Consider the following 12,110-nt stretch of genomic DNA (forward strand, 5'->3'; position numbering starts at 1 on the left):
GATGCGGGTCCTGCCCATGTTGCGGGTCCGGCCCCTGATTGGAAGGCAATGGCTCAGACGTCACTGCGCAGCAGCCGGTACGCCGCCCCGGCCAGCGCCAGTGCCGTCCAGCCGAGGAAGACCAGGAGCCCGGCGGTCGGTGACAGGGTGGTGGAGTCGTGCGTCAGGGCGAACGTCGCCTCGCCTGCGTTGCTCGGGAGGTACGGGTCGATGTCGCCCTGCCACGAACTGGGCAACAGGGAGATCAGCCCTGGGACGAGCATGAGGGTGGCGACCAGGACCGAGATACCGCCCGCCACCGACCGCATCAGCGCGCCCAGGGCGGTGCCGATCACACCGACCAGACCGAGGTAGAGCCCGGCGCCCAGCAGGCTGCGTACGACGCCGGCGTGGCCGAGGCCCATGGCAGCGGGCGTGCCGGAGACGATCTGGCTTCCGACGAGGAAGGCGACGAACGCGCCGAACGTGGCGATCACGAGCGCGACCAGCCCGTACACCACCGCCTTGGACCACAGCACGGGGAGCCGGCGCGGCACGGCGGCCAGGGTCGAGCGGATCATGCCGGTGGAGTACTCGCCCGCCGTGACCAGCACACCGAGTACGCCGAGGGCCAGCTGGGCGAAGTTCGTGCCGAAGAGGGACAGGCTCACGGCCGTCGCGGAGCCGAAGTCACGATCCATCGGACGGCCGGAGCCGATCTCGGACTTGTAGTGGCTCGCGGCGATGACGCCGAAGGCGACCAGGAACAGCAGGCCCAGGCCGAGAGTGATCCAGGTCGAGCGCACGGACCAGAGTTTGGCCCACTCCGAGGACAGCACACGCCGTCCGGTCACCCGGTAGACGGGCCCGCCCTGAGTGGCCTGGTCGGTCCCGGGGGTCTCGGGGATCTCGGGGGTTGCCGTGAGGGTGCTCATGTTGTGCTCCCGAAGGTGTCGGCACCGGTCGTGGAACCGTGGTACTCCACGGCGTCCCTGGTCAGTTCCATGAAGGCTTCCTCCAGCGACACCGCCTTCGCAGTCAGCTCGAACAGGGGGATTCCGTGCTCGGCCGCCATCAGCCCGATCTCGCGGGCGGTCATCCCGGTCACCTGCAGTTCCTCGGATCCGACGCGGCCGGTGACGTCCACACCAGGCCCGGACAGCACGTCCCGCAGCGTGGCTGGGTCCTGCGTCGCGACCTTTACGGTGTCACCGCCCGCCTCGCGGACAAGGTCCCGTACGGTCGTGTCGGCCAGCAGCTGTCCCCTGCCGACGATGATCAGGTGGTCAGCCACCAGGGCGACCTCACTCATCAGGTGCGAGGAGACGAACACCGTCCGCCCCTCGGCCGCGAGCGATGTCAGCAGATTGCGGATCCAGAGCACTCCCTCGGGGTCCAGACCGTTGACGGGCTCGTCCAGCATCACCGTCTGCGGATCGCCCAGCAGCGCGGCGGCGATGCCGAGCCGCTGCCCCATGCCGAGAGAGAAGGCACCGGCCCGCTTCTTCGCGACGGTGCCGAGACCGGCGAGTTCGATGACCTCGTCGACGCGGCGGCGCGGAATGCCGTGGGTGAGGGCGAGCGCCCGGAGGTGGTTGGAGGCCGAGCGGCCCGGGTGGATCGACTTGGCCTCCAGAAGCGCTCCGACCTCCTGCAGGGGTGCCTGGTGGCGGGCGTAGCGGTGGCCGTTCACCGTCACGGAGCCCCTCGTCGGCGCGTCGAGCCCGATGACCATGCGCATGGTCGTCGACTTGCCGGCTCCGTTGGGTCCCAGGAAGCCGGTCACCGTGCCCGGCTTCACGGTGAAGTCCAGACCGTCGACGGCTGTCTTCTCCCCGTACCGCTTGGTGAGCTGCTGTGCGTCGATCATTCGCTTCTCTCTCCTTCGGGCTGAGGCGTTGGACACGCCTGACGCCTCCTCCGCAACGCTAAGACCGCGATGTCCCCGATCCGGTGGTACCGGGGGCTGAAGGGGGCCAGGCGGGTGGTACCGGGGTACTACGCTGCGGCACGGTGCGTGCCCGGCGACTCTGCGGTTGCTGTCCCGGCCGACCGCTGGTCAGGAGGTGTTGGCCATGGGGTGCGTGACGTTGTCGCGTAGCCGCTGTCTGCGGACCACCCGGCCGGCGGCCGTCTTCTGCAGCAGTCCGTAGGCCAGGACCGGCAGGAGCAGGTGCGGTTTGTCGGGAAGCGTGGTGGTGATCAGGACCGCGCTCGCGCTGCTGTTGTTCATGCCGCAGGCGAGCGTGAGTGACGATGCCGCGGGAGCGTCCAGTCCCAGCAGACGTGCGGCTCCGCGGCCGACCATGAACGACAGCAGGCAGACGCCGGCCGCCACGGCCAGCGCGGCGGCCAGCAGCAGCGGACGCGGATGGGCCAGGAACGAGCCGAGGGCGCCGCAGGCGTTGACGTAGGTGAGGAGGAGTGAGCCGACCAGGGCAATGGGTACGCCGATGCCGACCACCCGGCGCAGCCACGGCGCCGGTAGTGCCAGGCGGCACAGGATGCCTGCTGTGCACGGCAGGACCACGCCGACCAGGGCAAATCCGCCGTCGCCGACGTGCAGGGCCCTGGTGAGTCTGTCGGCGTAGCCGCCTCCGAGCAGCGGCATCAGGGCGCTGGTGACCAGAGGAATGGTGAGCGGGCTGAGAAGGGTGGACGCGAGGACGAGCCCGACCATGGTCGGCTGGTCGCCGCCTCCCTTCCCGGTCCACACCGTCGACCCGGCGGCGACGGGCATGGCCACGATCAGGATCATCGCGGTGACCAAGCCGCTGCCGCCGTCGGTGTCGGGCGTCCGGCTCAGCAGGAACGCGACGGCGGGGATGGCCAGCAGCGGAATCGCCAGGTGCAGAACGAGCCCGGCCAGCAGCGCGATCGGACGGCGCAGCAGGGTCCCCAGCGTGCGTACCGGAACCTGGAGTCCGGCCGAGAAGAGCACCAGAGAGAGCAAGAGCGGTGCGGTGCTCAAGGACAGCCGGTCTGCCGCGCCGAGGGGCAGCGAGTGGGCTCGGCGCAGCCACAGTCCGGGGCCCGGCAGGAGCAGGGCAGCTGCGTAGGACAGGACGACCCCGCGGCCGAGTCGGCGTCGCAACCAGTCGGTCGCCCTGTCAGTCCGGGCAGCGCTTCGGGTGTTCAGGGCGGGATTCTTCCGTCGCGGGAGCAGGGGCAGGGGCCGGAAGGAATGCCGATATACGCCGGGCCGGGCAGCTGTTCATTCCGCCATGGTGCTCCCGCGAATCGAGTGGTGCGCGCTGCGCCGCACGGCAGTCAGGATGCGTTCAGGTGCCCTTTGGCGCGGGCGGTGCACGGACCTCGGTCCGAACGATGGCGACGGCGGCTCCGCCGTCGCCATGACCTGCTCAGGCGTTGAGGGTTCCGGTGCCCAGGAGGGCGAACAGGAGTACGCCGATGATGACCCGGTAGATGACGAAGGCGTTGAAGCTGTGCCGGGCGACGTACTTCAGCAGCCACGCGATGGACGCGTACGCCACGACGAAGGAGACCACGGTCCCCACGACGAGGGGCGCGCTGTCCGCACCGGCTCCGACGGCGTCCTTGAGTTCGTACAGGCCGGCGCCGGTGAGTGCGGGGATGCCGAGGAAGAAGGACAGGCGCGTGGCGGCGACGCGGTCCAGGTCGAGGATGAGCCCCGTGGACATGGTGGCGCCGGACCGCGAGAAGCCGGGGAAGAGGAGGGCCAGGATCTGGGAGGAGCCGACGAGCATGGCGTCCTTCAGGCTGGTGTCGTCCTCGCCGCGCTTGTGCCGACCCATCTGGTCGGCGGCCCACATCAGTCCACTGCCGACGATCAACGATCCGGCCACGACCCAGAGCGAGGCGAGCGGGCCCTCGATCAGCGGCTTTGCGGCCAGCCCGACGATGACGACGGGAATGGTGGCGTAGATGACCCACCAGGCGAATTTGTAGTCGTGATGGTAGCGCTGGTCGCGGTGGCGAAGGCCGCGTCCCCATGCGCCCAGGATCCGGACGATGTCCTTGAAGAAGTACAGCAGTACTGCGGCGATGGCGCCGACCTGGATCACCGCGGTGAACGCGACGACGGACTTGTCGTCCACCGGGATGTTCATCAGCCCCTCAGTGATCTTCAGGTGGCCGGTGGAGGAGACGGGCAGAAACTCCGTCACTCCCTCCACCACGCCGAGGATCACGGCCTGTCCGATGCTGATGGCGCTCACGTGTGCTGCCTTTCCATCGAGAGTGCGTGGTCGGCCCGGCGCCGCCACAGAAGAACAAGGAGTGTTGCCGACGCGGCCCAGCAGCCGGCCAGCAGCCATCCCGCCGCGACGTCGGTCGGCCAGTGCATGCCTAGGTAAATGCGAGTGAGGCCCACGGTAGTTGCCCAGATCCCGGGGGCAGCGAGCAGGAACGGCCGCCCCCGGCCGTGCACCCTGCGGTGTACGGCGAGGGTGAACAAGAGGGCGACCACCATGGACGTCGTGGTGTGCCCGGAAGGCATGGACCATCCGCTGGCTTTCGCCGCCCAGTCCGCGGCCGGCGGTCTGGGCCTTGCCAGTGCCGAGGCCAATGCCATACGTGACACTTGCGCCGAGGCCAGAGCGAGTACCCCCGTGAGTGCGCCTCGCCCGTACACGGTGCGCTGCGCGAGCGTTCCGGCCAGCGCCGCCAGCACATAGGCCGGCGCTCCACTGCCCGTATCGGTCACGATGACGGCCAACTGCCGCGCCCAGGCCGGACGGTGGTCCAGCATCCACGCGTGCAGGGCCGTATCCAGGGCGAAGGGTGACGCTCGCGTCGCGACCGCGGCAACCAGGGTCCCGAGCAGAACACCGCAGACCGCCAGGACTGACACGGCAGGCCAGAACGGCATGCTCTCGCGCCGAGGGCTGTGGGCAGGCGAAGGAGGCATCAGGCATCCTGTGAGCAGGGTCCACCGCACCTGGGACGTGACGGCGGGGCTGGGCACACATTATCTTCTATTCGCGAATAGAAGATACGGGTGACTGTAGACCACGAAGGCAGGAGGACGGCGTTGGATGCTCAGGAACATGCATCTGGGACCGGTGGCAGGCGCCGGGCCAACGGCGCGCTGGAGGCCGAGATCCTCACCTTGCTGCACTCGGCCGGACGCGCCCTGACGCCCGGGGACGTGGCCGAACTCCTGACGGCGTCCCCCGCGCACACCACCGTGGCCACCACGCTCGCCCGTCTGCACAGCCGTGGCGTACTCGACCGAACGCCGCTGGGCCGCAGCTACGCCTATGAACCCGTCTCCGACGAGTCGGGGCTGACGGCCAGGCACATGCACCAGGTGATGGAGGCAGGCACCGACCGCGCCTCTGTTCTGACCCATTTCGTGGACGAACTGTCCGACGACGACGAAGACCTGCTGCGCCGCCTGCTGGGCAGCGACGGGTAGCGGAGAAACGTACCGATGCACCTGGCCGTCTACTTGCCGCTGCTGCTGCCCGCGCTGGCCGGCTTGAGCGCGGGCCCACTGGCCCGCCGCCTCGAACCGCGGCTGGCGACATGGCTGCTGACAGCAGCCGGACTGATCCTGGCCGTGTCCAGCACCGTGGTCCTCGGCCTGTTGGCCGTGGCAGGATTGGTGCGTCTCCCGCTGATCGCGGCGCTCGAGGGCTACTCGCCCACAGTGATCGCCCGCGACGACCCGGCAGCCTGGCCTGCGGCCCTGGCAGGAGCCGTTCTGCTCACGCTCGCCGTTGCGGCCACCGTCCGCCTCACCGTGCGCCGGGCCGGGGCACTGTGGTCAGCCGCTCTCGAAGCGGCCTGCCTCCCCGGGAGGGAGTCGGTCGTCGTCACCGACGACCTGCACGCCGACGCGTACACCATGCCAGGACTGCCCGGCCGGATCGTGATCTCCCACGGCATGCTCGACGCTCTTGACCCCACCGGTCACGACATCATCCTGGCCCATGAGCGGGCACACCTGAACCACCATCACTACGCGTTCGTCACGCTCGCCCAGATCTCAGCCGCCGCCAACCCGCTGCTCCGCCCACTGGCCACGTCCGTCGCCTACACCGTCGAGCGGTGGGCCGATGAGTACGCCGCACTCCACACCGGCGACCGGCGCGCAGTCGCCGAAACCGTGGCCAAAGCGGCCGTGGCCACCAAACGAACCCGCGCGCTACGCCTGCCCTCAGCGGCACTGGGGGTCCTCGGCCGCAGCCCGGCCCCGGGCATCATCCCCCGCCGGGTCGCAGCCCTGCTCGAACCTCCCCCGCGCAGACCGGCACACCTCCTCGCCGCGGCCGGAGCGCTGGTAGGAGTAAGCAGCGTCTGCGTGCTGGAAGCCGCTCATGACTTGCACGAGTTTCTGGAACTCGCGCACCTACGTTGACGACCGCGCTCCGACGTAGGCGAGCGCACCCTCCATGCCCACGCCCTCACCGCCAGCCCTGACTTGCCGCTCTCCGACGGGATCAACTCGGCACTGGATCCCGACACCGCCGTCACCGTCATGGAACTCCTGCAACGCCTGCGCGCCGAGCGCAACACGCCCCTCACCATCGTGTGCCACGAGACCCAGGTTCCTGAAGTCGCGGAATTTCAGGGACTCTTCATGTCAGGGCGGAACAGGCGCCGTCGAGCGATGAGTTCGACGGTTACGGCGACCGCGATGGCCTGCACGGCCATGAGGGCGATCAGTACAAACAGCTGCACCGCCCCGGCCATCACCGGACTCGCACCGCCCAACAGCATGCCCACGAACGCCCCGGGGAGCGTGACCAGGCCGACCGTACGCGTCTGGTCCAGGCCCGGAAGCAGGGCGTCCGATGCCGCGGGCCGGGCGATCTCCATGCGCGCATCCCGGTCGAGGAAGCCCAGCGCCATCGCCGCCTCGACCTCGCCTCGGCGCTGTTCCAGCTCGTCCAGGGCGCGACGCCCCGAGAGCACCGTCACCGTCAGGGCGCCGCCGATGAGAATGCCGGCGATCGGAACAAGGGCGAGTCCCTTGAGGGGAACCAGTCCCGTGAGCAGCAGTGCGGCCACCGTGGGGACGACACCGGCGGCGATGGGCGCGGCGGTCAGCCACCAAGTGCGGTTGGCGGTCAGCCTTCGGCCTGCCGTGCGTACGGCGACGGTGAACATCACGACCAGGAACGCGACCAGGCCGGCCACCGTGGTGACTGCCCAGGTGATGACCACGGACACCGCGGCGAGCTGAGCCGCCGCACGCACCCCCGCGACCAGGATCTCCCTCGGCCTGCCGGCCGACGAGTCGGGAGACAGACGAAACCGGTAGGCAACCCCCGCCGCCACCGCGAGAAGCACGACCAGCAGCACGCCGAGCGTGATGTTGACCGGGAGAAGAGATCTTGCACTCAGCGTCACATGCCTCACCGTAGATGCCGCGTACTGCAGGTACGACAGTCAGCCCGGCGCGCTGGTTCTGGGAACGATCCTCACCTCGCTATCGTCTACATGACTGTAGACGATACTGTTCGCGTCCGCACAGGAGGCGTCGCGTGAAGCAGGTGAGGGAGAGGCATGAGGCATCGAATCCTGGTCGTCGAGGACGATCACGCACTGCGTGATGTGCTGCTGCGGAGTCTGCGGGACGAGGATTTCGACGCCGTGCCCGCGCAGGACGGCGCGACCGCCCTGCGGCTGGCGGGGGACGCCGTCGACGCTGCCGTGCTCGACGTCGGGCTGCCCGACGCGGACGGCCGGGACGTCTGCCAGGCGATCAGAGCCAATGGCTTCGTCTTTCCCGTCATCTTCCTGACCGCTCATCATCGACTCACCGACCGCCTGGCAGGGTTCTCGGCAGGCGGCGACGACTATCTGCCCAAGCCGTTCCACACGATGGAGCTGGCCGCACGACTGAGGGCGGCCCTCAAGCGCAACGGTTCGTCGCAGTCCGCGACCTGCGGAGATGTGCTCCTGGACCCAGTCGGGCACAGCCTGACGGTGCGGGGGACGCGTGTCGCCCTCACTCCCACCGAGTTCCGGCTGCTGGCAGCTCTCATGGCCGCGTCCGGCGCCATCGTCCGCAGGCGGGAGCTCATCCGGGCCGGCTGGCCCGAGGGGGCCCACGTCAGTGACAACACGCTGGACCAGTATCTGACCCGGCTACGACGCAAGCTCCGCGACGGCGGCAGCGCGCTGACCGTCACCACCGCGCGCGGCGTCGGACACCGCCTGTCATGAGGCCGTACGTCTCATGGTTCTGGCCGCGAACCCTGCGCGGGCGCCTGGCCCTGGTGGCGCTGACCACCGCCACGCTCCTGATGGTGATCCTCACCGCGGTGTTCAACACCGTCGTCCGCAACCGCCTCCAGCACCAGGCCGACGACGAGCTCCACACGCGGGCCGCCGCCGTTGCCGCCACCGTCGACACCAGCGGACCCAGGGTGCGCGTCCTGGAGACGCCGGGTGAGGAACTGCTGGACACGAACGTGTGGATCTACGACGGAGGAAGGCTGCTCGAAAAGCCTCCGTCCGCCGCTGCCGGGCCACTGACACGCGCCGCCGACCGGTTGGCCGCGCGCAGCGGCCGACGCTGCGTCACCGTGCAGGCCCATGGGCCGGTCCGTCTGTGCTCGCTGCCGGTGCCCGACGGGAAAAGTGACGCCTCGGTGGTCACCGCGCTGGACCTGTCCCCCTACAGCAGTTCTGCCGATGCCATGCTCTACGCCTCGCTCGCGCTCGACGCCGTCATGCTGGCTTGCACCTACGCGCTGACGCGGTTGGCGGTGGGGCGTGCGCTGCGACCGGTGCGGACCATGACCGAGCATGCCGCGCAGTGGAGCGCAATAGCCTCCGAGGAACGCTTCGCGAGCGTGGAGCGCCCCATCGAACTCACGCAGCTGGGTGGGTCGTTGGACGCGCTGCTCGACCGTATTCGCGCACTGCTGCGGCACGAGCAACAGCTCACGCGGGAACTGTCGCACGAGCTGCGCAACCCGCTCGCCCGGATCATCGCCGAGCTGGACTGGTGGCAGGCCCGCCCCCGCTCCGCCGCCGACACCCGGACCACGCACGACGCCATCGCGGACGCCGCGCGGTCCATGCGCAGGATCTGCGACACCCTCCTCGACGACGCCCGCGACAGCGCGGCCACCACACGGGGCGTCAGTGACGTGCCCATGGTGCTGCGCGGCCTCGCCGATCGCGCCGATACCGCCGGGAACGTGGAGGTCGTCGTCACGGTCCGGGAGCCGGGCCTGTCGGCCGGGGTCCCGGGCACACTCCTGGAGCGCATTGCGAGCCCGCTGCTCGACAATGCGCTGCGACACGCACGCTCCCGGGTGGAGATCCGGGCGTGCGCCCGTGCGGGCGGCGTCCGCGTCGATGTCACGGACGACGGCCCCGGCGTGCCGGAGTCGTTCGCGCCGCAGCTCTTCCAGCCGGGGCGCCGCGCCCGGCCCGGGGACGGACACGACGGAGCGGGCCTGGGGCTGCCGCTGTCGCGACGCCTGGCCCGCTCAGTCGGTGGCGAGGTGCATCACGACGAGAGGCACACTCCGGGCGCGAGATTCGTGATCAGCCTTCCCGCGGGGTGAGCGGCGCGGACTCTTCGACGTCCCGCCGGGTCACCGACAGGTGGATGACCAGCCCGAGGATGACCGCGAGGAAGAGCACGCTGGTGATCACGGTGCCCATGCCCAGGCCGCCGTCGCCGGTCGGCTGCGACAGATAGTCGCCGATCGAGGCACCGAGCGGACGGGTGAGGATGTAGGCCATCCAGAAGCTGAACACGGCATTCAGGCCGAGCGCGAAGTGCGCGACGGCAACGGCGGCGATGGCCAGGGCGAACAGGACGGCGGAGACCCAGTAGCCGAGGGCCATCTTTTCGGCGACGAGGTCGCCGGCCGCGGTGCCGAGCGCGAAGGTGAACAGCACTGCCAGCCAGTAGTAGACCTCGCGGGGCGTCGTGTCGATGCTGTGGATGGACAGGGTCCGCTCGCGCCGATGCCAGACGAGGAAGACCACGGCGAGGGCCACGGCGAACGTCGCGGTACTGGCCTCCAGCGGCACACCCAGGTTGTCGGTGAGGTTGTCGCTGATCAAGGTGCCGACCACGCTGATCAGTGCCACGGCAAGCCAGTAGACGCCGGGTCGATAGGCCTTCGTGCGGAACTGGACGACCAGGACGACCGCCAGAAGCGCGCTCATCAGCAGCGACACGCCGGTCAGGCCCAGGCCCAGCTTCTCGTTCAGGAGGTCCGCCGCGGTCTCCCCGACCGTCGTGCACAGCACCTTGATGATCCAGAAGTACGCGGTGACTTCCGGAACCTTGTTCCAGCGCAGCCGACGACCCGGGGCCGCCTCAGAGGGCGCGTACGCCCCAGAAGTCTCAGAAGTATCGGTCATGAGGCCCGACCTTGTCAGCCGGAGTCTGAACACATCCTGACCGTCGCGTCGGCGCCCACTCAGTTCCGGCCCGAGCCGTTCAACCCTGTTCCGGCCAGGGCGACTTGGCGACGGCTGTCCCGATGCGGCGAGACAGGACAGACAGATCGACATAGGTGAGGCCCACCTCATAGATGCCGGTGAGTGACAACCGCCGCGTGGCCACCCACGCCCGTCCGCTCTGTCGGCGGACCGCTGAGCCGCTGCGGCTTCCTGGCCGCCTCGAGTGAGCAGATCACCGCCGCACTACACTAAGGCAGACTTATAAGTTAGCCTTAATATTATGCCTGAGGATCCGACCCCCGATGAAGTTGGCGCAGCCCTGCTGGCGAGCGTCGGCCTGCTGGTTCGCCGGGTGCGCCAGGTGCGCGTCGAAGGCGGCGAACTGTCCGAACCCGAGCGCTCGGCGCTGAAGCAACTGGACCGCACGGGCCCGGCAACCTCCTCGGAACTGGCCCGTCAGGCACACATCACCCCGCAGGCCATGGGGGCGACACTCAGCGCACTGCAGGCTGCCGGCCTGATCCAGCGGCGTCCGGACTCCCAGGACGGCAGGCGCAAGGTCTTGTCCCTGACCGACGCCGGAGCTCGTGACCTCCAAGAGAAGCGCAGCGCCCGGACCGATCTACTGGCGCGAGCCCTCGCGGAAGCCTTCACGCAGGACGAACTGACACACCTCGCAGCGGCCGCTCCGCTGATCAGACGCCTCGCCGAGAACATCTGACCGCAGCAGCGTCGAGGACGTCCTCCCCGAACCCGGCGAAACAGCCACCAACCACCAACCACCAACACGGAGATTCTCCACATGCCCAAGGCCACCCGATGAACCTTCTCGGCCGACTTCTCAGCAACCGCCGGGCAGGCGAGGCCCACATAGCCTGGAACCTGCCGAACCTCCAGGGTCCCGACCTCCTGAGAATCACCAGCGAGCACTTCACCGACAGCGGGGCGATCCCGCTGGAGCACGCCGGCAAACGCATCGGCGGCAGCGACCTGTCGCCCCACCTGTCCTGGAGCCCTCCGCCCCCCGACACCGCGCAGCTCCTCCTGGTCGTGGAGGACACCGACGTCCCCATGCCCAAGCCCGCCGTGCACTGCGTCGCCCTCATCGACCCGGCGCAGCTCGACACACCTCACCAGCTTCCCGCCGGCGCCCTGTCCGCCCGGCAACCCGCGGCCGGGGTCCAGGTACTGCGCTCAACCATCGGACGCGGGTACCTGGGCCCCGCTCCGATCAAGGGACACGGCCCGCACCACTACACCTTCCAGCTGTTCGCCCTGGACGCCGACGTCCGCGACACTGCGGCCGGAATCGCACCGGAGCGCGCCCGACCCCGCTCCCTGCTCTCCTCCGTCCGCCCAGCGGTCCTGGCCCGGGGTCGACTCACCGGCACCTTCGAACGCTAAGCAGGTGTTGCCAGGGGGCGACGATGGTCTTGCGGCCCTGACCGGCCCGCAAGCGCGTCAGCGCGGTCTCGTACTGGTCCAGCGGGAACCGGTCACTGATGAAGGCCTGCGGATCGAGGACGACGCCGGCGACGAGTCCCGCAGCGCGCTTGCAGTTGGCCGCCCGCGGCGCGAACTCGCCCTGCGAGATGTCCAAATCGTTTCCGTACAGGCCGCACACGCCGACCTCGACGACCACGTCACGGGCCGGGATGGGATCGCGGACGGACTCGATGCCCACCGCTCCCAGCGATCAGCTGGCTCAACCAGTAAGCAACCTGATCGCGGTCAGCCCGTCTCAAAGTCACTCCTCGCCGACC

The 12,110-nt window shown here is 69.4% G+C and carries 14 protein-coding genes; 6 read left to right on the forward strand and 8 right to left on the reverse strand.

The window, feature by feature from the left end:
• Positions 1-53 precede the first annotated feature (53 nt).
• From CG723_RS30265 to CG723_RS30285, 5 genes are all read right to left on the reverse strand, one after another.
• Complete coding sequence (locus tag CG723_RS30265; protein WP_100596710.1) at positions 54-914, reverse strand: hypothetical protein; 861 nt, start codon at positions 912-914, stop codon at positions 54-56.
• Complete coding sequence (locus CG723_RS30270) at positions 911-1,849, reverse strand: ATP-binding cassette domain-containing protein (protein WP_100596711.1); 939 nt, start codon at positions 1,847-1,849, stop codon at positions 911-913. Before CG723_RS30270 ends, CG723_RS30265 begins: the two co-directional genes overlap by 4 nt.
• A gap of 189 nt (positions 1,850-2,038) precedes the next feature.
• Complete coding sequence (locus CG723_RS30275) at positions 2,039-3,073, reverse strand: sodium-dependent transporter (RefSeq protein WP_324905311.1); 1,035 nt, start codon at positions 3,071-3,073, stop codon at positions 2,039-2,041.
• Between the two features lie 268 nt (positions 3,074-3,341).
• A complete protein-coding gene (locus CG723_RS30280) occupies positions 3,342-4,178 on the reverse strand; it encodes an undecaprenyl-diphosphate phosphatase (protein ID WP_100596713.1) in 837 nt (278 codons plus the stop codon).
• Positions 4,175-4,831, reverse strand: coding sequence for a phosphatase PAP2 family protein (locus CG723_RS30285; protein WP_159032579.1), 657 nt, complete (start codon positions 4,829-4,831; stop codon positions 4,175-4,177). Before CG723_RS30285 ends, CG723_RS30280 begins: the two co-directional genes overlap by 4 nt.
• A 162-nt stretch (positions 4,832-4,993) precedes the next feature.
• On the opposite strand from CG723_RS30285, the gene CG723_RS30290 reads away from it, so the two are divergent.
• Together CG723_RS30290 and CG723_RS30295 are read left to right on the forward strand one after the other, a co-directional pair.
• A complete protein-coding gene (locus tag CG723_RS30290) occupies positions 4,994-5,380 on the forward strand; it encodes a BlaI/MecI/CopY family transcriptional regulator (protein ID WP_234374595.1) in 387 nt (128 codons plus the stop codon).
• A gap of 15 nt (positions 5,381-5,395) precedes the next feature.
• Positions 5,396-6,325: a M56 family metallopeptidase gene (locus tag CG723_RS30295; RefSeq protein WP_100596715.1), complete on the forward strand. Its 930-nt coding sequence runs from the start codon at positions 5,396-5,398 to the stop codon at positions 6,323-6,325.
• 209 nt (positions 6,326-6,534) lie between these two features.
• Here CG723_RS30295 and CG723_RS30300 read toward each other — a convergent pair whose 3' ends face one another.
• On the reverse strand, positions 6,535-7,320 hold the full coding sequence (locus tag CG723_RS30300) for an ABC transporter permease (protein WP_100596716.1): 786 nt from the start codon (positions 7,318-7,320) through the stop codon (positions 6,535-6,537).
• Between the two features lie 156 nt (positions 7,321-7,476).
• Here CG723_RS30300 and CG723_RS30305 point away from each other — a divergent pair, with 156 nt between their 5' ends.
• Both CG723_RS30305 and CG723_RS30310 read left to right on the forward strand, forming a co-directional pair.
• Complete coding sequence (locus CG723_RS30305) at positions 7,477-8,139, forward strand: response regulator transcription factor (protein WP_100596717.1); 663 nt, start codon at positions 7,477-7,479, stop codon at positions 8,137-8,139.
• Positions 8,136-9,494 (forward strand): sensor histidine kinase, encoded by a 1,359-nt coding sequence (locus tag CG723_RS30310; RefSeq protein ID WP_100596718.1) that lies wholly within the window; start codon positions 8,136-8,138, stop codon positions 9,492-9,494. The genes CG723_RS30305 and CG723_RS30310 overlap by 4 nt, the downstream gene beginning before the upstream one ends.
• Here the strand turns inward: CG723_RS30310 and CG723_RS30315 are convergent.
• Entirely contained in the window at positions 9,475-10,305 is an 831-nt protein-coding gene (locus CG723_RS30315; RefSeq protein ID WP_100596719.1) for a COG4705 family protein, read from the reverse strand. The two genes, CG723_RS30310 and CG723_RS30315, sit on opposite strands and share 20 nt — an antisense overlap.
• Positions 10,306-10,627: 322 nt before the next feature.
• On the opposite strand from CG723_RS30315, the gene CG723_RS30320 reads away from it, so the two are divergent.
• Positions 10,628-11,068, forward strand: a complete 441-nt coding sequence (locus CG723_RS30320; RefSeq protein WP_100596720.1) for a MarR family winged helix-turn-helix transcriptional regulator — start codon at positions 10,628-10,630, stop codon at positions 11,066-11,068.
• Positions 11,069-11,166: 98 nt separating this feature from the next.
• The gene (locus CG723_RS30325; protein WP_100596721.1) at positions 11,167-11,751 is read left to right on the forward strand and encodes a YbhB/YbcL family Raf kinase inhibitor-like protein; all 585 of its coding nucleotides are present in this window, start codon (positions 11,167-11,169) and stop codon (positions 11,749-11,751) included.
• Here CG723_RS30325 and CG723_RS49310 read toward each other — a convergent pair.
• Entirely contained in the window at positions 11,729-12,031 is a 303-nt protein-coding gene (locus tag CG723_RS49310; RefSeq protein WP_100596722.1) for a hypothetical protein, read from the reverse strand. The two genes, CG723_RS30325 and CG723_RS49310, sit on opposite strands and share 23 nt — an antisense overlap.
• Between the last annotated feature and the right edge of the window lie 79 nt (positions 12,032-12,110).

This window comes from Streptomyces sp. CB01635, from assembly GCF_002803065.1.
Taxonomy (GTDB): Bacteria; Actinomycetota; Actinomycetes; order Streptomycetales; family Streptomycetaceae; genus Streptomyces.